The sequence below is a fragment of the Methylobacterium sp. FW102-HT35C08 genome, from assembly GCF_058790235.1.
In genome coordinates this window covers 4,005,665-4,027,654 of the sequence record NZ_JBYTCL010000002.1, presented here as the reverse complement: position 1 = coordinate 4,027,654, position 21,990 = coordinate 4,005,665, and the positions used below count along the sequence as shown (strand labels likewise).

Genomic DNA, 21,990 nt, shown 5'->3' with positions numbered 1-21,990 from the left:
GGACCGAGGCTTCGGTCCTGTGATCCTAAGATGGGTGCCGGGCCCGCCCGCGGCAACGCCGCGGCAGCCGTCCTCAACAGCCGCGATCAGCCGGTGGAGGCGATCTTCCGGATGTGATCGACCGCTCGATCGACGTCGAAGCCGGGTGCGGTAATCTCCTTCAGGGTGAAGGGGCAGGCCCGCGGCAGCGTCAGGTTTACCTGCCCCTCCAGCGGCGCCAGATCCGGAGCCTCGGCATCGTGGACCGCCAGGGTCCAGGCGCCGTCCATGCGCAGGGTCGCCGGATCGGGCGGGTCGCCGGCGAGCGCTTCGAGCTTCGCGCGGCCGGCTGTGCGGCAGGCGAGGCTTGTCTCGTCGTCCGATATCAGCGCCGCCTTGATCATCTCGGCCAGGGCGTCCCTGACCCGCTCCACGCTCGCGTTCATGAGGCTTCCGTTCCGAATGTCCCCGCCGCGTGGCAAGCCGGATGCCAGCCGTGACGGCATCCGTGTGACAGAACCGCCGACCTTTCCTCCCGATCCGCCGGGTGTAGAAGGCTGAGATGATCCCGGTCCTGACCCGCCATACCGAGGCCGTGCCGCTCTACGAGGCGGCCTGCGCGGAGCTGCGCCTGCGCGGCTTCGAGGGCGACCTGACGCTCTCGGATGCCGACCGCACAGTCTTCGCCACCGACAACTCGATCTACCAAGTGGAGCCGGGGGCCGTGGCCTTTCCGCGCACGCGCGACGATCTCGTGCGCATCGGCAAGCTTCTGGATGACCCGCGCTTCGCCGAGATCGTGATCCGACCCCGGGGCGGAGCGACGGGCACCAACGGCCAGTCGCTCGGCCACGGCCTCGTGGTCGATACCTCGCGGCACATGACCCGCATCCTGGAGATCGATGTCGCCAACCGCACGGTTCGGGTCGAGCCGGGGGTGGTGAAGGACCAGCTCAATCGGGAACTCGCCAAGCACGGTCTGTTCTTCGCGCCCGAGCTCTCGACCTCGAACCGCGCGACCCTCGGGGGCATGATCTCGACCGATGCCTGCGGGCAGGGCTCGTGCCTCTACGGCAAGACCCGGGACCATGTCCTGGCGCTGACCTGCGTACTCGTCGACGGCACGGTCTGGACCGCCGAACCGCTGGACACGGAAGGCCTCGAAGCCGCCAAGGGGCGCAACGACCGGATCGGCGAGATCCACCGGACCGTCGATGCCGTCGTCACCGAGAATGCGGCGCTCATCGCCGAGCGCTTTCCGAAGCTCAACCGTTGCCTCACCGGCTACGATCTCGCGCATCTGCGCGACCCGGACGGCCGCTTTGACCTCAAGAGTGTGATCTGCGGTTCCGAGGGGACGCTGGCGCTGATCGCCGAGGCGCGGCTCAACGTGCTGCCGATCCCGAAGGCCGCCGTCCTGGTGGCACTGTCCTACGTCGATTTCGACGCGGCGCTCCGCGACGCACAGGCGCTGCTGCCGTTCGGGGCCGCCTCGGTGGAGACCATCGACTCGACCGTGCTGGCACTCGCCCGCAAGGACCCGATCTGGGCCGAGGTGCGGGCCTTCTTCCCCGACGATCCGGCTGGGCGACCGGTGGACGGGATCAACCTCGTGGAGTTCGTCGGCGGCGACGAAGCCGGCGTCGAGGCTGCCCTCGATCGGCTCACCGGGATGCTGGAGGCCGAGCGCGGCACCGACACGAGGCGCCTCGGCTTCACGATCGCCCGGGGCGCCGCGATTGAGCGGCTCTGGACCATGCGCAAGAAGGCGGTGGGCCTCCTCGGCGCGGCCAAGGGCGATGCCCGCCCGATCCCCTTCGTGGAAGATACGGCGGTCCCGCCCGACCGCCTCGCCGATTTCATCGCGGAGTTCCGGGCGCTCCTCGACGCCAAGGGCCTGCGCTACGGCATGTTCGGCCATGTCGATGCCGGCGTGCTGCACGTGCGGCCGGCCATTGACCTGAAGGACCCGGACCAGAACCGGCTGATCCGAGAGGTGACGGAGGGCGTGGTCGCGCTGACCGCCAAGTATGGCGGTTTGCTCTGGGGCGAGCACGGCAAGGGCTTTCGCTCCGAGTTCGTGCCCGAGACCTTCGGGCCGCTGATGCCGGCTCTGGAGGCGATCAAGCGCGCCTTCGACCCGGGCGACCGGATGAACCCCGGCAAGATCGCCTCGGCGAAGGGGCAGGGCCTGACCCGGATCGACGGCGTGCCGCGCCGGGGCGAGCAGGATCGCACCATTCCGGCGCCGGTCCGCCGGGAATTCGACGAGGCGCTCCACTGCAACGGCAACGGTGCGTGTTTCAGCTTCGATGCGGACGAGGCCATGTGCCCGTCCTGGAAGGCGACCCGGGAGCGGCGCCACTCGCCCAAGGGCCGCGCCTCGCTAATGCGCGAGTGGCTGCGGCGCGCTGCGGCGGAGGGCGTCGATCCGGCGGCCGCGCTGGCGCGTCAGCGCGCCAGCTGGCTGCGCGACGTGGCCGCCACCCTGCGGAGCGCCCTTCGGCCACGGGACGATTCGGAGGACTTCTCGCACGCCGTGAAGGAGGCGATGGACGGTTGCCTCGCCTGCAAGTCGTGCACGGGCTCCTGCCCGATCAAGGTCGACGTGCCGACCTTCCGGGCCAAGTTCCTGGCGCTCTACCACACGCGCTACGCCCGGCCCTTGAAGGATCACCTCGTGGCGGCCCTCGAGCCGCTGCTGCCGCTGGCGGCCCGGGCGCCGCGCTTGAGCAACGCGCTCCTGACCAATCCGGTGGTCCGCCTTCTCCTGGCGAAGGCCGGATTGGTGGAGATCCCGGGCCTGTCGCCCGTCAGTCTCAAGGCGCGGTTGGCACATCTCGGCGTGCCCGTGGCGACGCCGGAGGCTCTGACCCGGCTGGACCCTCACGATCGCGCGTCGGCGGTGCTCATCGTGCAGGACGCCTTCACCAGCCACTTCGACGCGGAGGTCGTCGCCGATGCTTGCGCGCTGCTCGTCGCCCTCGGCTTCAAGCCCTGGCTCGTGCCGTACCGGCCGAACGGCAAGCCGCTGCACGTGCACGGCTTCCTGGCCCGGTTCGCGGCCGTCGCCGGGTCGAACGCCGCGATGCTCCGGGACTTGGCGCGGCAGGGCGTGCCCCTCGTCGGGATCGACCCGTCGATGACGCTGACCTACCGCTCCGAATACGCGCAGGCGCTCGGCGGCGGCGAACTGCCGAAGGTCCATCTCCTCCAGGAATGGCTGGCGACCCGGCTCGACCGGATCGCGCCGCGCCAGGGCGGCGGGACGATGCGGCTGCTGCCCCATTGCACCGAGCGCACCAATGCGCCTGGCGCGGTCCGCGACTGGCAGGCCCTGTTCGCCCATCTCGGGCTGCGTCTCGACGTGCCGGCCTCCGGATGCTGCGGCATGGCCGGGACCTACGGTCATGAGGCCCGGCACCGCGCCACCTCGGAGACGATCTACAACGCGAGCTGGGCCCGCCACGTGTCCGAGGCCCCCGGCTGCACCCTCCTGGCCGACGGCTATTCCTGCCGATCGCAGGCCAAGCTTGTCGACGGCGTGCGGCTGCGCCACCCGGCCCAGGCGCTGCTCGACCATGTCCGCCGGAGCGCCGTGGGTGCGGCGCCGTTCCATCCCGAGCAAGCGGCGGCCGCAGCGCGATGAGCGATGCCGTCATGAACGTGGCCGTCGTGGGGGCCGGCGCGGTCGGGTGCTATTACGGGTTCCTCCTGGCGAAGGCTGGACACGCGGTCACGTTGATCGGCCGTCCCGCGCTGGTCGAGGCGGTGCGGGCGGACGGTCTGGTTCTGGAGAGCGCGGCGGGCGTCGGCTCCGCGCCCGTGCAGGCGACGACCGACGGCAACGGCGTCGCGGGAGCCGACCTCGTGCTGGTCTGCGTCAAGTCCGGCGACACCGAAGCAGCCGGCGCGATGATTGCGCCGCATCTCGGCCGGTCCGCCACGATCCTCAGCTTCCAGAACGGTGTCGACAATGCCGAGCGTCTCGCCGCTTTCCTCGGGCGGCCGGTCGTGCCGGTGGCGGTCTACGTCGCCACCGCGATGGACGGGCCGGGTCGTGTGCGGCACAACGGCCGGGGCGACCTGATCCTCGGCGCATCCGAGACGAGCGAGCGGATTGCCACCGCCCTCACGGCGGCCGGCGCCCCCACGACCGTCTCGGCGCGTGCCCTGGACGCGCTGTGGGGCAAGCTCATCATGAACTGCGCCTACAATGCCCTCTCGGCCCTGACGCAGCTGCCCTACGGCCGCTTGATCCAGGACGCGGGCGTCGTGGCATCGATGACCGACGTGGTGCAGGAATGCGTGGCCGTCGCCAAGGCGGCCGGCGTATTGGTGCCGCCCGACATCTTCGACAGCGTCATCGCGCTGAGCAGGACGATGGCCGGCCAGCTTTCGTCCACCGCCCAGGATCTCGCCCGGGGCCGCCCCAGCGAGATCGACCACCTCAACGGCTACGTGATGCGCAAGGGTGCGGCGCTCGGCGTCCCGACGCCGGCCAACCGGATGCTGCACACGCTCGTCAAGCTCGCCGAGCAGGCGCGCTGAGCTTGTCTCGGGTGTAGGCCGTCACGCCCGCGCCGCGGCGTTGGCCTTCCGGGTCGCCGCAGCCTTCTTGGCGGAGGCGGAGCGCTCGGCGGCCGTCCGTCCGGCGGAGGCCTTGCCGCCGGTTGCGCCACCCTTGTGGGCCGCCGGATGGCCGGTGGACTTTCCCCGGCCCGATCCGCCCGGCTTCTTGCCTCCGCCGTCATCCTTGTTGACGGTGGCCCAGGCGCGGGCTTCGGCTTCCTGCTCCGGCACGCCGCGGGCCTCGTAGGAATCCGCGATGTGCTCGGCCTTGCGCTTCTGCTTGTCGGTGTATTTCGACTTGTCGCCCTGAGACATCGCCCGTCTCCCGTGAGATCAGCCCACGCCGGTCGGACCGTCGAGGATGGCCCGCACCCGGCGGACCAGCTCCGTGCGCCGGTACGGCTTGTTGAGGAGATCAAACTCCGAGCCGCCGATATCGGTTCGCTCCAGGCTCGCCTCGGCGTAGCCGGTGGCGAGCAGGACCTTGAGCCGCGGCTGGCGACGACGGGCCTCCCGGGCGAGCAGCACCCCGTTCATACCCCCCGGCATGATCAGGTCGGTGAACAGGAGGTCGACCCGCCCGCTGGAATCCAGGATCTCCAGCGCCTCGCGGGCATTGCTGGCCGTCAGGGTCGTGTAGCCGAAGTCCCGCAGGATGGTCCGGGCGAGTTCGGCCACGTCCTCGCGGTCGTCGACGATCAGGATCGTCTCGGTGCCTTGCCGGTCCACGGCCCGAAGCGAGACCTTGGCGGGTGCCTTCACGTCGCCGTCCGTCGCCGGGAAGGACAGGCGCACGGTCGTCCCCTCGCCGAGGGTCGACTCGATCTGCGCCGCCCCGCCCGACTGCTTGGCGAAGCCGTAGACCATCGACAACCCGAGGCCGGTCCCCTTGCCCTCTTCCTTCGTGGTGAAGAACGGGTCCATCACCCGCGCCAGCACTGCGGGCGGGATACCGGTGCCGGAATCCCGGATGGCGATGCTGACATAGCGGCCGTCGCGCAGCGGCCCGACCTCGCCGCCCGAGGCGACCTCGCTGTTCTCGGTGGTGATCCGCACGGTACCGCCGTCCGGCATGGCATCGCGGGCGTTGATCAGCACGTTGAGGATCGCGACCTCGGCCTGGGTCGGGTCGACGCGGCAGTTCCAGAGGTCCTCCGCGAGATTGAGCTCGATCTTCACCGCCTCGCCGACGGAGCGGGTGACCATCTCGCCCATGCCCTCGACCAGGGTGTTGAGGTTGACCGCGCGTCCGTCCAGCCGCTGCTTGCGGGCGAAGGCCAGCAATTGCTGCGTCAGCGTCGTCGCGCGATCCGCGGCCTGCCGGATGTTCTCGGTGGCGCGTCCCAGCCGGGCGCGGTCGGCGTCCGGTTTCTCCAGGCCGGCCGCCAGGATGTCGACGTAGCCGACGATCACCTGCAGCAGGTTGTTGAAATCGTGCGCGATGCCGCCGGTGAGCTGGCCGAGCGCCTCCATCTTCTGGGCCTGGCCCAGCGCATCCTCGGCATCCCGCCGGCGCGAGACGTCGAGCTGCGAGCCGAAATAGTAAACCAGCTCGCCGTCGGCGTTGTAGACCGGGGAGACGAACAGGGCGTTCCAGAACGTCGAGCCGTTCTTGCGGTAGTTCAGGATCTCGGTGGCGAATTCGCGCTTGTCGGCGATCGCCGCGCGGACCTGCGCGATGCTCTCGCGGTCGGTCTCAGGCCCCTGCAGGAACCGGCAATTGCGCCCGATCAGCTCCTCGGGCGTGTAGCCCGTCATCGCCAGGAAGGCGCGGTTGGCGAAGATGATCGGGTTGTCCGGCTGGCGCGGATCGGTGACGATCATCGGCATCCGCGTGGTCTCGACCGCGGCGAAGAAGATGTCGCTCTTGCGGTCGGTGAGGTCGCTCGGGGCGCTGTCCCGGATCGGGGGACTCGGTCCGGAGGGTGGCGTTTCTGGCGTCTCAGACATGCGAGGCGGTCTTCATTCCCCGGGCCGTAGAAGCCGGCCACGTCGGGCCGCTGCCGCTTGGCGCGCGCGACTGTAGTGGTCTGGAACGCGATGTCGACCGCACGGCCTCGTCGGCCGCATCGCGCCTGTTGAGGCGGGGAGAGGTCCGGCCTCTCACGCGGCCGCCGTCCGGGCCGGCGCGGGCAGTGCTGTGGCGGGCGCCGGAGCGACCCGCGCGGGACTTGGCTCGCGGCAGGCATTCAGGACCGCTGAGAGTGCCTCGTTGAGCGACGTCACCAGGAAGTCCGCGGAGGTCGCGCGGCGCAGACGATCCAGGGTGGCCGGATCGCGCTCGCGCCAGAAGCCCACGAGGATCCGGACCCCCGGCACCGCGGCACGGGCCTGCCGAACCGTGAAGCGGATCTGCGACAGGCTCACCGGCTCCAGGTACGAGAAGCAGATTAGCGCCAAGCCCTCCGGGTTCTCGGGCCGCTCGCCGGCGCGGATCGCGGCCATCGACAGGATCTGCGAGGCCAGACCGTGGCGCGCGAGGATCTGGCTCAGCATCAGCGTCGCCGCCTCGTCGAACGGGCCGCGGCTCGACACGCATAGGACCGGTGTCTCGCTCCGCCAGTTGGGTGCAAGATCCTCGCGGGCGAGGACGATGCCCGCTACCTGCCGGTCGGGCCCGATGGCGGCCAGCGCTGCCGCGGTCTCGATGTCCGGCGCCCGCGCCGATCCCCGCCGGCTCCGCCGCGCGACCGGGGCGGTCCCGAGGCGGTCGACCACCGTGCGGATCGCCGCGCCGACCTCCTCCTGCCGCTCGCGATCGAGCGTTCCGCGCGAGAGATCCTCCTGGGCGAGCAGCAGACCCGCCAGGGCGACCTCGTCGTAATAGGTGACGAGGGCGCGTTCCTTGAGGAACTGCCAGCCCTGATCGATCGCCTCGATCGGATCCCCCGCCAGCATGCGCTGGTAGAAGATCTCGGGCGGCGACAGGGCCGGCTGGTCGCCCAGCAGCACGTCGAGATACCAGAGCCGCTCGACGTGCCGCCCGAGCACCACGAGGCAGACCGTGAGCGGCGTGGCGAGCACGAGGCCGATCGGACCCCACAGGAACGTCCAGATCGTCGCCGCCAGGATGACGGCGACCGGCGAGAGGCCCGTCGAGTGGCCGTAGAGCAGCGGCTCGACCACGTGGCCGCAGATGGGCTCGACTACGAGGAACAGGGCGGCCGTGGCGATCACCATGGTCCAGCCCGGATCGACCGCGGCGGCCAGGATCAGCGGCAGCAGCGCGCTGATCGCGGCGCCGATATAGGGCACAAAGCGCAGGATCGCCGCCAGCACGCCAAATAGCGTCGGGCTCGGCACACCGATGATCCAGAGACCGAAGCCGATCACCACGCCGAAGGCGATGTTGAGGGCGAGCTGGGCCAGGAAGAACCGGCTGAGGCGGCTCGTGGCATCGTCGATCGCGGCCGTCGTGCGGCGCAGGTCGCCCGAGCCGCCGGCGAGCTTGATCGCGCGATTCCGGAGATCCTCGCGCTGGAGCAGAATGAAGATCGTGAAGATCAGGATCAGGCCGGTCGTGGCCAGCGGATGGACGAGAGGGCCCGCGAACGTCTGGAGCGTCTCGACGACGCTGGCGCGGGCGGGCGTGATCTCCACCGTGAGGGGATGCGTGCGCGTGCCGGGCTCGCCGCGGAGTTCCGCCGCCGGCGGCGGCTGCAGGGTCGCGCTCAGATCCTGGACCATGTCGACGATCCGCGACAGGGTCCCAGTCCCGGCAGTCGCCCCGCGTAGATCCTTGATCTTGGTGCGCATCACCTGCGTGTAGCGCGGCAGGTCGGAGGCGAGCTGGGAGGCCTCGCTGGCGATCAGGCTGCCGATCCCGAACAGGGCCCCGAACACGATCACCACGACCAGGAGCACCGCCGGGGCCCGCGGGACGTGGATCCGCCTGAGCACCCGGACCGCCGGCACCAGGACGAAGCTCAGGAGGATCGCCAGCGTCACCGGCACGAGGATCTCCCGCCCGAGATACAGCGCCGCCAGCGTCGCCACGACGAGGAGGATCGAGGCCAGCGCCACGAAGACCGGCAGCCCCTGACGCAGGCGCTGGGCGGTGACGGGATCCTCGCTCACGGACAGGCTCCACTCTACTCAGGTCAGGAGACGGCCGCGGCTGCGGCATCGGAAGGGGCGGCTCGCGTGTCCGGAGCCGCGTCAGCCCGCCTGTGCGGTCTCGCCCAGGGCGGCGCTGATCTGGCTGAGCAGCTTCGAGAAATCGACCGGCTTCGGGTGGTAGTCGTCGCAACCGGCCTGGATCGCCTTGTCCCGGTCCCCCGACATGGCGTGGGCGGTGAGCGCGATGATCGGGATCGCCCGGGTGTCGGTTCCGGATTTCAGGGTGCGGGCGACCGACCAGCCGTCGAGAATAGGGAGGTTCATGTCGAGGAGGATCACGTCGGGCTGTGCCGAACGGGCCTGGCGGACACCCGCCTCGCCGTCATGGGCCAGAACGACCTCGTAGCCGCGGCGCTTGAGGCGCCGGGACAGAAAATCCCAGATCTCTTCGTGGTCCTCGACCAGCAAAATCTTCGCCATCAGAACTCGCACCCCCGGCCCGCGTGGTGCCGGACGGCATCCCAACGCGCGGCAACGCACAATCGCCCAACGTTCGTGCCGCGATTCCGGTCCGTGGAGAAATGGCGGCCGGGCGCACGGTTGACCCGGGCGTCCCGCGGTATGAGCGTGCCGCCGCGCGAATCGACAATCCCGGAGCGGAACACAGTGGCGGATAACGCTGACATCGAGTTCTATCATTCGCCCAATACCCGGTCGTCCGGGGTGCGCGTGCTCCTCGAGGAGATGGGCGTTCCCTACCGGCTCCACGCGCTCAACATGCGCGCCGGCGAGCATCTCCAGGACGCCTACCGCGCCATCAACCCGATGGCAAAGGTGCCGGCGATCCGCCACGGCGAGGCCCTGGTGACCGAGCAGGCGGCCGTCTACCTCTACCTCGCCGATCTCTTCCCCGAGACCGGCCTCGCCCCGGCGGCAAGCGACCCGGCCCGGGCCGCCTACCTGCGCTGGATGGTGTTCTACGGATCCTGCTTCGAGCCCGCCATCATCGACCGCCACCTGAAGCGGGAGCCGGGGCCGCGCGCCCTGTCGGCCTACGCCGATTATGACAGCGTGATCGCGCGGGTCGTCGAGGCGCTGACCCCTGGCCCCTACCTACTCGGTGACCGCTTCAGCGCCGCCGATGTCCTGTGGGGCGGTGCGCTCGGATGGACGATGGGCTTCGGGATCGTCGCGCCGGATCCGGTGCTGAATGCCTATGTCGAGCGGATCCGGGCCCGGCCGGCCTCCCAAAAGGTCGCGGCCGCGGACGCGCAGCTCGCCGCGGAGCACGCCGCCGCAGCCGGAGCGGCCTGAGCGCGCCTCAGACCGTCGGCTCCCAGGTGCCGGTGCGCACGAGTTGCTGCGCCGGTTCCGGAGCGCTCCAGCGCAGGGGGATCACGGCCCGGCGGCGCCAGCCGCCCTCGACCGTGAAGGTCCAGGCGCGCTGCGCTCCCATGAGGCCGGTCGCTGCCGTACCGGCCCAGTCGATCGCGGTTCGTCCCTGCAGAACCAGGAGATGGCCGCGGTCGAAGTCGAGGAACAGCAACGCCGCCCGTGGTTCGCCGATCAGGTTGCCCAACGTGTTGAAGTAGCGGTTGCCGGAGAAGTCCGGCACCGTCAGCACGTCGCCCTCGAGCCGGACGAAGCCCGGTCGGCCACCCCGGTGCGAGATGTCGGCGCCGCCATCGGCCAGACCCTCCCGGGCGCGGCTCGCCACGAACAGCGTGTCGGCGCCTCGGATCAGCGCCGCGGCCTCCGGATCGAGGGCCGCGAGGGGTTCGATCGGCCCGACCGTGCGCTGGAACGGCTCGGCGACGCGGCGCTGGATATATTGCGGGCAGTTGCCGAAGCTCTGCGCGACGGCGATCGTCAGGCCGTTCCCGCCACGGCGGACGACACGGCCGTTGGCCCTGTTGCGCCGCCGCGTCGCGAGGTCGAGGCCCAGGATCCCCACCTCTGCACCGGGTATCAGAGCCCGGGCCGCCGGATCGGCGGGATCGAGGGCCGCGGCAATGTCGAGATGAATCGCGTCGGGGGCCTGCACGAAGCCGGGCTGTCCTGTCAGCAGAGTGGCGACCGGCGCGCCGGCCGCGTCGACGGTGCCGACGAACAGGTAGGACAGACCCGCGAAGAAGGTGCGGTGCTGCTCGGGCATCAACGGGCGGATCGCCGGGGTCTCACCGAGGACGTGGCCGGCCCGCGCCTGGGCCACGCGTTCGTCGGCATGGAAGCTGGCCATGATGCACCTCACACCGTTTCGGGGATGGGAGAAGCCGGCATCGGGATGAAGCCCGGCAGCGCCTCGACCCGCGCGATCCAGGCCCGGACGGCCGCGTAGGGCGTCAGCGACACGCCGCCCTCGGGCGCGTGCGCCACGTAGGAATAGCAGGCGATGTCGGCGAGCGTCGGCCGGTCTGCCGCGAGATAGGTGCGGTCGGCCAGATGCGTGTCCATGAAAGTGAGGATCCGGGCCGCCGCGGCATGAACAATCGTCCGATCGCCCGGCGCCCCGAACACCACCATCAGCCGGGCCTGGCCCGGCCCGTGCCGCACCTCGCCGGCCGCGATCGACAGCCAGCGCTGCACTTGCGCGGCCCCGAGCGGATCCGTCGGCATCCACCCTCCGTCGGGCGCGTAGCGCGCCGCGAGGTAGACCAGGATGGCGTTGCTGTCGGGGATCACGGCCGCGCCGTCGGTCAGCACCGGGATCTGGCCGAGCGGGTTGAGCCGCCGGAACGCGTCCGCGCCCCGCTGGGCGGCGCTCCCAACTTCGACGAAGCGGTATGGCAGTCCCAGCAGGGACAGGAACAGCTCCGCCCGGTGCGAATGGCCCGAGAGGCGCAGGCCGTAGAGGGTCAGGTCGGCATCGGTCATCTGCATGTCTCCTGTGGTGCGTCCGATATCGCCCTTGCGCGGCTCGGGGAAAATCCGGAGACATTGACAGTCAGAATTTCAGTCTCTGCAACAATCGATGGATCGTCTGGACGAGCTCGCCACCTTCGTCGCGATCATCGAGGCCGGGAGCCTCGCTGGCGCGGCGCGCCGGCTGCGCCGCTCCTCCGCTGCCGTGACCCGGGCGCTCGCCAGCCTCGAGACCCGCGCCGGCAGCCGGCTCGTCGAGCGCACGACCCGGCAACTGGCGCCCACTCCCGCCGGGCTGGAACTCGCCGAGCGCGCCCGCGGCCTGCTGTCGGGCTACGACACGGCCGTCTCGGGCGCAGCGCGCGACGCCGTCCGCGGCCTCGTGCGGGTCACGGCCCCGGTCCTGTTCGGGCGCAAGCATATCGCACGGGTCGTGTCAGGCTTCCTCGATGGCTATCCGGAGACGCAGGTCGAGCTGGTGCTCGCCGACCGCAACCTCGATCTCGTGGAGGAGGGCATCGACGTCGCCCTGCGGATCGGGCAGCTCGCGGAGTCGCGGCTCGTCGCACGCCGGGTCGGGCAGGTGCGCCGGATCGTGGTGGCGAGCCCGGATTACCTCGCCGTCCGGGGGACACCGCGCAGGCCCGCGGATCTCGCCGCACACGATGCCATCCTGGGCGCTGTGAATTCGGGGCTCCGGGAATGGCGCTTCGGGACGAACCGCGTGCGCCTCGCGCCGCGGCTCATCGTCAACGAGGTGGAGGCCGCCCTGATCGCCGCCCGCAGCGGGCGCGGCATCGCGCGGGTTCTCTCCTATCAGGCGGCGGAGGACATCGCCGCCGGCCGCCTCGTACGGCTGCTCGCCGCCCACGAGTCGCCGCCGGTCCCGGTCCAGCTGGTGACGCCGAGCCAGGACTTCCGGCCGGCGCGGGTGAACGCCTTCCTCGATTATGCCACCGCGGCCCTGCGGGCGCTGGCCGTCCTGCGCCCCGCCGCTGTCGAGGGTGGGCCGGTTTCATAGCGGTTCCGCGCTCCGTCATCACGAGCGAAGCGAGGTGACCCAGGGCAGCGCGACATCAGGCGTCGTCGCGCTGACTGGATTGCTTCGCTCCGCTCGCAAAGACGGTGGGCCCGAAGCACGCAACGGAACCGGTCTTACTGCGCACATCGCCATCCGAGGCGATCTCCGGTCCGGTGAACGCGCCGCGGCCGGACTCTTGCTGATGGGCTTGCCGGGGCACGATCCGGCGCGCGGTCGGGCCCTCGCCGGTCCGGACGGGCCGGGCGCCCTCCGCGCGACGATCGGGACCCGTCAGCCCATGCGTCTTCTCACCCCGCTCCTCGGTGCCCTCGTCCTCATCGTGTCCCAGCCGGCATCGGCGCAGGCCGCCGAACGCACCGGCACCCTCAAGAAGATCCAGGACAGCAACCGGCTGGTGCTCGGCGTCCGCGATACCGCGCCCCCGTTCAGCTACCTCGACCAGAACCAGAAGGTCGTCGGCTTCGCGGTCGACATCTGCCTGAAGGTCGCCGAGGCGGTGAAACGCGAGCTGAACATGCCCGGTCTCGAAGTCGGGATGGAGTTCGTCAATTCGTCGTCGCGGATCCCGCTGGTCACCAACGGAACCGTCGATCTCGAATGCGGGACGACCACCAACAACGCCGACCGCAAGAAGCAGGTCGGCTTCACCAACACGCACTTCCTGACGGCGACCCGCTTCGTGTCGAAGAAGGATCAGAATATCGCCAGCCTCGACGACCTGCGCGGCAAGACGGTCGCGTCGGTGGCCGGCTCGACCAACATCCTGATGCTGATCAAGGCCAACAATGACCGCAAGCTCGGCATCACGGTGATCGCCGCCAAGGACGTGCCCGAGGCCTTCCTCCTGGTCGAGACCGGACGGGCGGCGGCTTTCGTGATGGACGACGTGCAGCTCAGCGTGGTCGCGGCCCAGTCCAAGGATCCGGCGGCCTATGTGGTCAGCCAGGAAACCCTGTCGAACCCGGAGCCCTATGGGATCATGCTGCGCCGGGACGATCCGGCCTTCAAGGCGGTGGTCGACCGCGCGACCGCCGATCTCTACCGGAGCCCCGAGATCATGACGATCTACGATCGCTGGTTCCTGAAACCGGTCCCGCCGCGCGGCCTCAACTACAACGTGCCGCTCTCCTCGGCCCTGCGCTGGGCCTTCGCACATCCGAGTGACGATTCGGATCCGGCGTTCTACGCGCACTGATCTGTCGCCCGGCGGGGTTCCGCTCGGGCGAGGGAGATGCGATGGCGCGGGTCTGGATCAGCCCGCGTCGCGAAGCGTCCCCATGACCGACAGCACAGAGCCGGCTCTCACACCCGCTGCGACGCGTGCGGCGCCGCCGGCCACGTCGATCCCGCGCCTGATCGTGGTGCTGGCCTGCGCGGGGTTCGGCAGCACCTTCGCGCTCCGCTCGGTCGAGCCCCTGGTCGGCGTGCTCGCCCGGGACCTCGCCAGCGACGCACACACGGTGGCGCTGCTCTCCACCGCCTTCGCGCTGCCCTACGCGTTCATCCAGCCCGTGCTCGGCCCGATCGGCGACGCGCTCGGCAAGGAGCGGGTGATGAGCACCTGCCTGGCGGTGCTCGCCGTCGCGCTCACGCTGTGCTGCGTCGCCCCCGACATCGGCAGCCTGTTCGGCCTGCGCATGCTGGCCGGCGCGGCGGCCGGCGGTTGCATTCCCCTCTCGCTGGCGCTGCTGGGCGACCGCGTGCCGATGGAGAGCCGGCAGGTGGCGATCGGGCGCTTCCTCGTGGCAGTGATCCTCGGCCAGCTCTCGGGCTCGACCTTCGCAGGCCTGATCGAGGCGGCGATCGGCTGGCGCGGCGTGTTCGCGGTCACGGCGGCGGTGGCGGCGTTTGCCTGCGCGGCCACCGTGTTCGGCTTCGACCGGGCCGGCCGACCCGCCGCCCGCCGCCCGGCCTTCGGCGAGGCGGTGACGCGCTACCGGACGATCCTGCGCAATCCCCGGGCGCGGGTGCTGTTCTCGGCGGTGTTCATCGAAGCCATCGCGATCTTCGGCGTGTTCCCGCACCTCGCCCCCCTGATCGAGGCCCGCGGGGAGGGCGGACCGCGCGAGGCCGGGCTCGTGCTGGCGGGGTTCGCGGTCGGCGGCCTGGCCTATTCGGCGCTGGTCGGGCTGCTGGTGCGGCTGCTCGGCCTGCCGCGCATGCTCATCGGCGGCGGCCTGATCTGCGGCGCGTCGCTCACGGTGGTCGGGCTCGCCGGAACGTGGCAGGTCGATTGCGCAGCGCTCACCGCCATGGGTCTCGGCTTCTACATGCTGCACAACACCTACCAGACCCAGGTCACCGAGGTCGCGCCGACGGCCCGCGCCTCCGCGGTGGCGCTCCACGCCTTCTCGTTCTTCTGCGGGCAGGCGCTCGGCGTCGCGGTGATCGGGCAGGCGCTGCTCCGGTTCGGCCAGCTCGGGGCGCTCGCCGGCTGCGCCGTCACCATCCTGGCACTCGGGATCGGCACCGCCATGGCCCTGCGGCAGAAGCCGGCGCCGGTCGCGTTCCCGGGCTGAGGTCAGGGCCGCTGCAGCACCAGGGCCTTGAGGTCGAAACCCGGATCGGCCGCCTGATCGGGGGTGAGCGGCGTCCCCGCGGCGAGCAGGCGCCGGGCGATCATGTGGTCGCCCGCCCGGTCGACGGATTCCACGGCGCTCAAGCGCCCGTCGCGGAAGCGGAAGATCGAGAAGGCGTTGCCGGAGCCGCGGACCACGCTGTCGTCTCCGGGTCCCGAAAGGCCGGCGATCTGCAGCTTGTGCGGACCCTGATCGCTCCAGAACCAGGGCAGCGCGCCGTAGGCCGCAGGCTTGCCGACGAGCCGGGCCGCCAGGCAACGACCCTGGTCGATGGCGTTCTGAACGGATTCGATCCGCACCGTGCCGTCCGCCGTGAGCCCGCGGGCGAAGGGCGTCGGGAACCGGGCGCAATCGCCGATCGCCGAGATCGCCGGATCGGGCGTGCCCAGGAACGCGTCGACCTGCACGCCGTTTTCGGCCGGCAGGCCCGCCTCCGCGGCGAGATCCCCGTTCGGCAGCACGCCGATCCCGACGAGGACGAGGTCGGCGGGCAATTCGCGGCCGTCCGCTAGGGCCACGCCTGTGGCGCGGCCGTCCCGCCCGAGGATCGCCGTCACGCCCGCCCCGAACGCGAAGTGGACACCCAGCGCCTCCTGGGTGCCGCGGAAGAAGTCCCCCATCTCCGCCGAGACGGCCCGCGCCATCGGCCGCTCGGCTACCTCGATCACCGTCACCGCGAGACCACGCGCGGCTGCGACGGCGGCGAATTCGAGCCCGATGAAGCCGGCGCCCACCACCACGACCGCCCGGGCCGCCGCGATATCCGCCTTCAGCGCGTCGGCATCCGCGAGGCCGCGCAGCTGGCGCACGCCCTCCAGACCGGCGCCCGGGACGGGCAGCGGCCGGTTACGGGCGCCGGTGGCGAGCACGAGGTGGTCGTAGGGCAGGCTGTCGCCGTTCGAGAGCTGCAGGCGGCGTTCCGCCCGGTCGATCGCGACGGCGCGCAGCCCCGGCCGGTGCGTGATCGCATGCTCGGCGAAGAAGCCGGGCGGGCGCAGGAACACACCTTCCTGGTCGGTCTTGCCGGCAAGATAGGCCTTCGACAAGGGCGGCCGCTGGTAGGGGAGGGCAGGCTCGTCGCCCACCAGGGTGATCGGGTCCTTGAACCCGCTTTCGCGCAGGGAGGCGGCGAGCTGGAAGCCGGCCTGGCCCGCGCCGGCAACGACGATTCCCGCGTTCATGCCCTGGCCCCCGCCTGGGCTAGGCCGCTCTGCGCGACGCCGGGCAGGCTGCGCGCGCCCTCCGCCATCAGGAAGGACCAGACCGCGGAGGCCGCCGGGCCCAGCACCTTGTCGGCGCGGCGGACCGCGTACCAGTCGCGCCGGATCGGCAGGCCCTTCACGTCGAGGAGCACGAGGCGGCCGCTCTCCAGCTCGGCCGCCACCGAGTGCACCGAGAGCAGTGCAATGCCGAGACCGGCCATCACAGCCTGCTTGATGGTCTCGTTCGAGCCGGTGTCGATGTCGAGGGGCGCCCGCTTCACCAGCACGCCGGCCATGAATTCCTCGAACACCATGCGGGTGCCCGACCCCTCCTCGCGCAGGAAGAACGGCTGGTCGGCCAGATCCTCGCGGTTCAGGCCAATCTTGCCCGCCAGCGGATGGCTGGGCGGCGCGATGAGCACGATCGGGTGCGGCCCGAAGGTGGCGGCCTCGATCGGGAAATCCCGGGGCGGGCGGCCCATCAGGGCAAAGTCGATCTCGTAACCGCGCAGGGCCTCGACGGTCTGGCCGCGATTGCGCACCGACAGGCTGATCTCGACGCCGGGGTGCTTCTTGACGAAGCCGGCAATCACCTGCGGGGCGAAGTACTTGGCGGTCGAGACGACGCCCAGAGCCACGCGCCCGCCCTCGGCACCCCGGAGCGTGCGCAGCCGGTCGGTGCAGGTCTCCAGCACGGTGTTGATGCTGTCGATCGCCCAGAGCATCTCGCGGCCGGCATCGGTCGGCTTGAGGCCGCCGGGCGTCCGGTCGAACAGCAGCAGCCCGGCCTCCTCCTCCAGCTGCCGGATGCGCGCGTAGAGCGCGGCCGATGTGACGTTCAGCTCCTGCGCAGCCCGCGTCATGGTGCCGAGGCGGGCCACCGCAGCGACCGCCTGGAGCTGCTTGAGGGACAGATTGCGCATGGCGGACATCTCGTTTTTTTCGTCGTATGGCACAAGATCGCACAGAAATCTTGAAGGCCCCGCCGCGGGTTCCTGTCGATCCGGAGACAGAGACCGCTATCTTGGCAGCCAAGCGGCCGCTACAGAGCCGGCGCGGAACGCGCGATCCCGACGGATGGGATCCGAGCAGGAGGAGTAGGCCGATGGCAATTTCAGCGGCGATCGGGACGCCCCTCGAGACCTGCCTGGCGCAGGCCGTGGACGCCAATCCGGCGCTGAAGGACGCCGCCGCGGTGATCGCGGCCGTGGCACGGTCCGCTGTGGAGATCAGCGAGCGGATCGGGCGCGGCGCGCTCGGCGGCGATCTCGCGGCCGCGGGCGATCACAACAGCGACGGCGACGTCCAGAAGGCGTTGGACGTCATCGCACATGAGAGCGTGACCGCGGCGCTGCGGGGCGCTCCGGTCGCCGAGGTCGCCTCCGAGGAGGCCGAGGAGGTGATGCGGCTCGATCCGGACGCGCCGCTGGCCGTCGCCATCGATCCCCTCGACGGCTCCTCCAACATCGGCGTGAACATGGCCGTCGGCATGATCTTCGGCATTCGGCCGTCGATCAAGGATCCGGCGAACCCGCTGGCCTCGTTCACGACGCCCGGCTCGACGCAGATCGCCGCCGGCTTCGTCACCTACGGCCCGGCCACGGCGCTGATCCTGACGCTGGGCGAGGGCACCCAGTCCTACGTGCTCGACCGCGCGGAGAGCCGGTTCAAGCTGACGAGCCCGGCCATGTCAGTGCCGGCCTCGACAAAGGAATTCGCCATCAACGCCTCGAACGCCCGGCACTGGGACGCCCCGGTGAAGGCCTATATCGAGGATTGCCAGCGTGGCACCGAGGGTCCGCGCGACAAGGACTACAACATGCGCTGGCTTGCCTCGCTGGTGGCCGACATCCAGCGCGTGCTGACCCGCGGCGGCGTGTTCCTCTATCCGGGCGATGCCCGGAAGAACTACGCCCGCGGCCGCCTACGGCTGCTCTACGAGGTCGCGCCCGTGGCGATGCTGGTCGAGCAGGCCGGGGGCGCCGCCACCGATGGCCAGACCCGCATCCTCGACATCGTGGCCACCGGCATCCACGAGCGCGCGCCGCTGGTCTGCGGCTCGACCGAGGAGGTGGCGTGCGTCGCCACCTACTATGCCGGCGGCAAGCCCGATGCCGGCCGCTCGCCGCTGTTCGGCCAGCGCGGCCTGATGCGGTCATAGCCGCACCGTGAAGTCGTAAAAGCATGTCGGCGCGGCACCCCATCATCTCGGTGACCGGCTCCTCCGGGGCCGGCACCACCTCGGTGCGCAACACCTTCGAGCAGATCTTCCGCCGGGAGGACGTGCGGGCGGTGTTCATCGAGGGCGACGGCTTCCACGCCTTCGACCGGGATACGATGCGGGCGATGATGGCGCGGGAGCCGACGCTGTCGCACTTCGCGCCGCGGGCGAATCTGCTGCCGGAGCTGGAGGCCGTGTTCCGCAGCTACGCCGAATCCGGCACAGGCCGCACCCGCCACTACGCCCACGACGCCCATGACGCGCTGGCCTACGGCATCCCCGAGGGCAGCTTCTCGGAATGGGAGGCGTTCCCGCCGGATTCCGACCTGCTGTTCTACGAGGGGCTACACGGCTGCGTCGCCGATCAGGACGTCGACATCGCCCGCTACGCCGACTTGAAGATTGGCGTGGTGCCAGTGATCAACCTGGAGTGGATCCAGAAGCTGCACCGCGACCGCTCATTCCGCGGCTACTCCACCGAGGCGGTCACCGACGTGATCCTGCGGCGCATGCCCGATTACGTGCAGACCATCTGCCCGCAATTCTCGTTCACCGACATCAACTTCCAGCGGGTGCCGACGGTCGACACCTCGAACCCGTTCATCGCCCGCTGGATCCCCACCGCCGACGAGTCGATGGTGGTCATCCGCTTCAAGGACCCGAAGGGAATCGATTTCTCGTATCTCGTCTCCATGATCCACGACAGCTTCATGAGCCGAGCGAATTCCATCGTGATTCCCGGCGGCAAGCTCGATCTCGCGATGCAGCTGATCCTGACGCCGATGATCATGCAACTCGTCGAGCGCCGCCGACGGCTGGCGTGATGGAGGAGGCACACCGTGGAACCACCTGGAACGTTGATCCAACCCAGACCCTCATCCTGAGGTGCCGGAGCGCCGCTCCGCGGCACCTCAGGATGAGGGCCAGAGTTGGATCGGCCTCTCCGCCGACCGTCATCTGAGACCGACCGTTGCTGAAAGACCCGTGATGCTTCCTCCCGTCATCGCCCCGTCCATCCTCTCGGCCGACTTCTCGAAGCTCGCCGACGAAATTCGCGCCATCGATGCGGCTGGGGCCGACTGGATCCACCTCGACGTGATGGACGGCCACTTCGTGCCCAACATCACCTTCGGGCCGCCGGTGGTGAAGGCGCTCCGGCCGCACACGCAGAAGTACTTCGATGTGCATCTGATGATCGCCCCGGCGGACCCGTACCTCGCGGCCTTCGCGCAGGCCGGCGCCGACGGCATCACGGTCCATGCCGAGGCCGGGCCGCACATCCACCGCTCGCTCCAGACCATCCGCGACCTCGGCAAGCGCGCCGGGGTGGCGATCAATCCCGGTACGCCGGCCGCCCTGGTCGAGCCGGTGCTTGACCTCGTGGATCTCGTGCTGGTGATGACCGTCAATCCCGGCTTCGGCGGCCAGAGCTTCATCAAGAGCGCGATGGAATCGGTGGCGCGGGTGCGGGCGATGGTGGCGGGCCGGGACATCCGCATCCAGGTCGACGGCGGCATCGATGCGGAGACCGTGAAGGCGGCGAGCCGCGCGGGAGCCGACACCTTCGTGGCCGGCAACGCCGTCTTCTCGGGCGGCCCGGACGCCTACGCCGAGCGCATCGCGGCGATCCGCGAGGGCGCGGAGGGCGCCTCCGGCCGCGACCTGTCGTGCTGAAGGCCCTCATCTTCGACGTCGACGGCACCCTTGCCGAGACCGAGGACCTGCATCGGCAGGCCTTCAATCGCGCCTTCGCGGAACTCGGCCTGCCCTGGCACTGGGACGAGGCGCTCTACGCCGACCTTCTCACCGTGATGGGCGGCAAGGAGCGGCTCGCCCACTACATCGACACGCAACACGCGCCCGAAGCCAAGGCGCTCCGCGGGCTGTCCCCCGAGATCCACGCCCGCAAGACCGTTGCGTACGGCGCTCTCGTCGCGGAGATCGGCCTGCCACTGCGCCCCGGGATCGCCCGGCTCATCGCCGAGGCCCGGGCGGCGGGCATCCGGCTCGCGGTGGCTACGACGACCAGCCGGCCGAACGTCGACCGGCTTCTGGCCGCCAACTTCCCACCGGACGCCGCGCCCTTCGACGTGATCGCGGCCGGCGACGAGGCGAAGCGCAAGAAGCCCGCCCCGGACGTGTTCCTCCTGGCGCTCGCCGGCCTGAACGTCGCGGCCTCGGAGGCCGTAGCATTCGAGGATTCCGCCGCCGGCATCAGCTCGGCCCGGGCTGCCGGGCTCCCGGTCCTGGCGACACGGAGCCGCTACACCGACAGTCACCGCCTCGACGGCGCCTTCTCGGCGGTCTCGGATCTCGGCGAGCCGGATCGGCCGCACCGGCATATCGCGGGGGTGGCATGGCCGTGTGGGGTCGTGGATCTCGCGGGCTTGGTCCGATGGCACGAGACCCAGGACGGTCAGAGCGCGCCGGTCCAGGCGACAGGCACCAGCCGGTAGCCCGGCCCGTCCCGCTCGACATGGCCGAGCGACGGAAAGGGGAAATGGTAGCCCACCACGAGGGCCTTCTCGGCCGCGGCCATGTCGTAGAAGCGGTGGCGCGTCGCCTGCGCCTGATCGGCATCGTAATCGTACATCACGTGCCAGTCCGGGTGCTGCAGGAAGAAGGCCGGGATGTTGGTCACGTCGGACTGGATGAGCAGGCGATCCGACCCTGAAGCGACCGCGAAGGCGGTGTGGCCCGGCGTGTGGCCGGGGGCGGCGAGCGCCGTGATCCCGGGGGCGACCTCCTCGTCCCACGCAAAGGTGCCGATCCGGTCCCTCAGATCACCCAGCACCCGGCGGGTGTTGGCGAAGTAGCCCTGCGTCACCGGGTCGGCGCGGGCCATGTTGTCGTCGTTCATCCAGAACGACCAGTCGGGCGCGGCGGCCCGGATCTCGGCCTTCGGGAAGGCGAGGCTGCCATCCGCCGTCTTGAGGCCGTTCGTATGATCGGGATGGAGATGCGAGAGCAGCACGAGGTCGATGTCCTCGGGCTTGATCCCGGCGGCCGCGAGGTTCGCCGTGAGGCGGCCGATCGGCGCGCCCTGCACCGGACCGTTGCCGGTGTCGATCAGAATTAGCTTCGTGCCGGTGTTGATCAGCGTCGGGTTGAACGGCACCGTGACTTGGCCGGGCGGCATGTAGGCAGCCTGGGCGGCGCCGAGCGCCTCGCCCCGGGGAACGTTGCGGACGAAGCGGTCCGGCATCGGGAAGCTGCGCGCCCCGTCGTTGAGGACCGTGATTTCGTAGGCGCCGAGACGGGTCCGGTAGAAGCCCGGCGCCTGTGGACCGCCGAGGGGTGCGGCGGCGCGCACGGGCCCGCCGAGCCCGAGGACGGCACCGCCGGCGAGAGCACCCCGAACGAGGTCGCGACGGGTCGATAGCGACATCAGATCCTCCCGAAAGACGCGCCACCGAGTGAGGTGCAAGGATGCGCGCTCTGCAAGGCTTTTGCGGTCACGATGCTGCGCGACGG

20 protein-coding genes are annotated in these 21,990 nt (G+C 70.5%); 10 read left to right on the top strand and 10 right to left on the bottom strand.

What is annotated here, in order from left to right:
- Positions 1 to 86 precede the first annotated feature (86 nt).
- The gene (locus AC3WSN_RS19150) at positions 87 to 425 is read right to left on the bottom strand and encodes a hypothetical protein (RefSeq protein WP_492540049.1); all 339 of its coding nucleotides are present in this window, start codon (positions 423 to 425) and stop codon (positions 87 to 89) included.
- A gap of 116 nt (positions 426 to 541) precedes the next feature.
- Here AC3WSN_RS19150 and ydiJ point away from each other — a divergent pair, with 116 nt between their 5' ends.
- Together ydiJ and AC3WSN_RS19140 are read left to right on the top strand one after the other, a co-directional pair.
- Complete coding sequence (ydiJ, locus tag AC3WSN_RS19145; protein ID WP_492540047.1) at positions 542 to 3,628, top strand: D-2-hydroxyglutarate dehydrogenase YdiJ; 3,087 nt, start codon at positions 542 to 544, stop codon at positions 3,626 to 3,628.
- 11 nt (positions 3,629 to 3,639) lie between these two features.
- Positions 3,640 to 4,530, top strand: a complete 891-nt coding sequence (locus AC3WSN_RS19140) for a ketopantoate reductase family protein (RefSeq protein ID WP_492543169.1) — start codon at positions 3,640 to 3,642, stop codon at positions 4,528 to 4,530.
- Positions 4,531 to 4,551: 21 nt separating this feature from the next.
- Here AC3WSN_RS19140 and AC3WSN_RS19135 read toward each other — a convergent pair whose 3' ends face one another.
- The 4 genes from AC3WSN_RS19135 to AC3WSN_RS19120 form a co-directional block, all read right to left on the bottom strand.
- A complete protein-coding gene (locus AC3WSN_RS19135; RefSeq protein ID WP_192709906.1) occupies positions 4,552 to 4,866 on the bottom strand; it encodes a plasmid stabilization protein in 315 nt (104 codons plus the stop codon).
- A gap of 18 nt (positions 4,867 to 4,884) precedes the next feature.
- The gene (locus AC3WSN_RS19130) at positions 4,885 to 6,501 is read right to left on the bottom strand and encodes a hybrid sensor histidine kinase/response regulator (protein WP_492540045.1); all 1,617 of its coding nucleotides are present in this window, start codon (positions 6,499 to 6,501) and stop codon (positions 4,885 to 4,887) included.
- Between the two features lie 153 nt (positions 6,502 to 6,654).
- Positions 6,655 to 8,628 (bottom strand): AI-2E family transporter, encoded by a 1,974-nt coding sequence (locus tag AC3WSN_RS19125; RefSeq protein WP_192709908.1) that lies wholly within the window; start codon positions 8,626 to 8,628, stop codon positions 6,655 to 6,657.
- Between the two features lie 81 nt (positions 8,629 to 8,709).
- Entirely contained in the window at positions 8,710 to 9,090 is a 381-nt protein-coding gene (locus tag AC3WSN_RS19120; RefSeq protein WP_192709909.1) for a response regulator, read from the bottom strand.
- 186 nt (positions 9,091 to 9,276) lie between these two features.
- Between AC3WSN_RS19120 and AC3WSN_RS19115 the strand changes: the two genes are divergently transcribed.
- Entirely contained in the window at positions 9,277 to 9,924 is a 648-nt protein-coding gene (locus AC3WSN_RS19115; RefSeq protein WP_492540042.1) for a glutathione S-transferase family protein, read from the top strand.
- A gap of 7 nt (positions 9,925 to 9,931) precedes the next feature.
- Here AC3WSN_RS19115 and AC3WSN_RS19110 read toward each other — a convergent pair whose 3' ends face one another.
- Positions 9,932 to 10,849 (bottom strand): pyridoxamine 5'-phosphate oxidase family protein, encoded by a 918-nt coding sequence (locus AC3WSN_RS19110; protein WP_492540040.1) that lies wholly within the window; start codon positions 10,847 to 10,849, stop codon positions 9,932 to 9,934.
- An 8-nt stretch (positions 10,850 to 10,857) separates the two neighbouring features.
- Complete coding sequence (locus AC3WSN_RS19105; RefSeq protein ID WP_492540039.1) at positions 10,858 to 11,484, bottom strand: glutathione S-transferase family protein; 627 nt, start codon at positions 11,482 to 11,484, stop codon at positions 10,858 to 10,860.
- 97 nt (positions 11,485 to 11,581) lie between these two features.
- Between AC3WSN_RS19105 and AC3WSN_RS19100 the strand changes: the two genes are divergently transcribed.
- From AC3WSN_RS19100 to AC3WSN_RS19090, 3 genes are all read left to right on the top strand, one after another.
- Positions 11,582 to 12,493, top strand: coding sequence for a LysR family transcriptional regulator (locus tag AC3WSN_RS19100; protein WP_492540037.1), 912 nt, complete (start codon positions 11,582 to 11,584; stop codon positions 12,491 to 12,493).
- 298 nt (positions 12,494 to 12,791) lie between these two features.
- Positions 12,792 to 13,709 (top strand): amino acid ABC transporter substrate-binding protein, encoded by a 918-nt coding sequence (locus AC3WSN_RS19095; protein WP_492540035.1) that lies wholly within the window; start codon positions 12,792 to 12,794, stop codon positions 13,707 to 13,709.
- Positions 13,710 to 13,791: 82 nt separating this feature from the next.
- Positions 13,792 to 15,033, top strand: coding sequence for an MFS transporter (locus tag AC3WSN_RS19090; protein ID WP_492540033.1), 1,242 nt, complete (start codon positions 13,792 to 13,794; stop codon positions 15,031 to 15,033).
- 2 nt (positions 15,034 to 15,035) lie between these two features.
- Here AC3WSN_RS19090 and AC3WSN_RS19085 read toward each other — a convergent pair whose 3' ends face one another.
- Both AC3WSN_RS19085 and AC3WSN_RS19080 read right to left on the bottom strand, forming a co-directional pair.
- A complete protein-coding gene (locus AC3WSN_RS19085; protein WP_492540031.1) occupies positions 15,036 to 16,274 on the bottom strand; it encodes an NAD(P)/FAD-dependent oxidoreductase in 1,239 nt (412 codons plus the stop codon).
- Complete coding sequence (locus tag AC3WSN_RS19080) at positions 16,271 to 17,218, bottom strand: LysR family transcriptional regulator (RefSeq protein WP_492540030.1); 948 nt, start codon at positions 17,216 to 17,218, stop codon at positions 16,271 to 16,273. The genes AC3WSN_RS19085 and AC3WSN_RS19080 overlap by 4 nt, the downstream gene beginning before the upstream one ends.
- A 182-nt stretch (positions 17,219 to 17,400) precedes the next feature.
- Here AC3WSN_RS19080 and AC3WSN_RS19075 point away from each other — a divergent pair, with 182 nt between their 5' ends.
- The 4 genes from AC3WSN_RS19075 to AC3WSN_RS19060 all read left to right on the top strand — a co-directional run bounded on the left by AC3WSN_RS19075 (position 17,401) and on the right by AC3WSN_RS19060 (position 20,972).
- The gene (locus tag AC3WSN_RS19075) at positions 17,401 to 18,456 is read left to right on the top strand and encodes a class 1 fructose-bisphosphatase (RefSeq protein ID WP_492540028.1); all 1,056 of its coding nucleotides are present in this window, start codon (positions 17,401 to 17,403) and stop codon (positions 18,454 to 18,456) included.
- A 23-nt stretch (positions 18,457 to 18,479) separates the two neighbouring features.
- Complete coding sequence (locus AC3WSN_RS19070) at positions 18,480 to 19,340, top strand: phosphoribulokinase (protein ID WP_192709919.1); 861 nt, start codon at positions 18,480 to 18,482, stop codon at positions 19,338 to 19,340.
- A gap of 163 nt (positions 19,341 to 19,503) precedes the next feature.
- Positions 19,504 to 20,190 (top strand): ribulose-phosphate 3-epimerase, encoded by a 687-nt coding sequence (gene rpe / locus AC3WSN_RS19065; RefSeq protein ID WP_492540026.1) that lies wholly within the window; start codon positions 19,504 to 19,506, stop codon positions 20,188 to 20,190.
- A complete protein-coding gene (locus AC3WSN_RS19060) occupies positions 20,184 to 20,972 on the top strand; it encodes an HAD-IA family hydrolase (protein ID WP_492540024.1) in 789 nt (262 codons plus the stop codon). Before rpe ends, AC3WSN_RS19060 begins: the two co-directional genes overlap by 7 nt.
- Here the strand turns inward: AC3WSN_RS19060 and AC3WSN_RS19055 are convergent.
- Positions 20,933 to 21,904: an MBL fold metallo-hydrolase gene (locus AC3WSN_RS19055; RefSeq protein ID WP_492540022.1), complete on the bottom strand. Its 972-nt coding sequence runs from the start codon at positions 21,902 to 21,904 to the stop codon at positions 20,933 to 20,935. The genes AC3WSN_RS19060 and AC3WSN_RS19055 overlap by 40 nt on opposite strands.
- Positions 21,905 to 21,990 lie beyond the last annotated feature (86 nt).

What these genes read in the sequence shown, in the direction of transcription:
- AC3WSN_RS19150 (WP_492540049.1), bottom strand. Translation starts at nt 425, where the DNA reads ATGAACGCGAGCGTGGAGCGGGTCAGGGACGCCCTGGCCGAGATGATC.
- ydiJ (WP_492540047.1), top strand. Translation starts at nt 542, where the DNA reads ATGATCCCGGTCCTGACCCGCCATACCGAGGCCGTGCCGCTCTACGAG.
- AC3WSN_RS19140 (WP_492543169.1), top strand. Translation starts at nt 3,640, where the DNA reads ATGAACGTGGCCGTCGTGGGGGCCGGCGCGGTCGGGTGCTATTACGGG.
- AC3WSN_RS19135 (WP_192709906.1), bottom strand. Translation starts at nt 4,866, where the DNA reads ATGTCTCAGGGCGACAAGTCGAAATACACCGACAAGCAGAAGCGCAAG.
- AC3WSN_RS19130 (WP_492540045.1), bottom strand. Translation starts at nt 6,501, where the DNA reads ATGTCTGAGACGCCAGAAACGCCACCCTCCGGACCGAGTCCCCCGATC.
- AC3WSN_RS19120 (WP_192709909.1), bottom strand. Translation starts at nt 9,090, where the DNA reads ATGGCGAAGATTTTGCTGGTCGAGGACCACGAAGAGATCTGGGATTTT.
- AC3WSN_RS19110 (WP_492540040.1), bottom strand. Translation starts at nt 10,849, where the DNA reads ATGGCCAGCTTCCATGCCGACGAACGCGTGGCCCAGGCGCGGGCCGGC.
- AC3WSN_RS19105 (WP_492540039.1), bottom strand. Translation starts at nt 11,484, where the DNA reads ATGACCGATGCCGACCTGACCCTCTACGGCCTGCGCCTCTCGGGCCAT.
- AC3WSN_RS19100 (WP_492540037.1), top strand. Translation starts at nt 11,582, where the DNA reads ATGGATCGTCTGGACGAGCTCGCCACCTTCGTCGCGATCATCGAGGCC.
- AC3WSN_RS19095 (WP_492540035.1), top strand. Translation starts at nt 12,792, where the DNA reads ATGCGTCTTCTCACCCCGCTCCTCGGTGCCCTCGTCCTCATCGTGTCC.
- AC3WSN_RS19090 (WP_492540033.1), top strand. Translation starts at nt 13,792, where the DNA reads ATGACCGACAGCACAGAGCCGGCTCTCACACCCGCTGCGACGCGTGCG.
- AC3WSN_RS19085 (WP_492540031.1), bottom strand. Translation starts at nt 16,274, where the DNA reads ATGAACGCGGGAATCGTCGTTGCCGGCGCGGGCCAGGCCGGCTTCCAG.
- AC3WSN_RS19080 (WP_492540030.1), bottom strand. Translation starts at nt 17,218, where the DNA reads ATGCGCAATCTGTCCCTCAAGCAGCTCCAGGCGGTCGCTGCGGTGGCC.
- AC3WSN_RS19075 (WP_492540028.1), top strand. Translation starts at nt 17,401, where the DNA reads ATGGCAATTTCAGCGGCGATCGGGACGCCCCTCGAGACCTGCCTGGCG.
- AC3WSN_RS19070 (WP_192709919.1), top strand. Translation starts at nt 18,480, where the DNA reads ATGTCGGCGCGGCACCCCATCATCTCGGTGACCGGCTCCTCCGGGGCC.
- rpe (WP_492540026.1), top strand. Translation starts at nt 19,504, where the DNA reads ATGCTTCCTCCCGTCATCGCCCCGTCCATCCTCTCGGCCGACTTCTCG.
- AC3WSN_RS19055 (WP_492540022.1), bottom strand. Translation starts at nt 21,904, where the DNA reads ATGTCGCTATCGACCCGTCGCGACCTCGTTCGGGGTGCTCTCGCCGGC.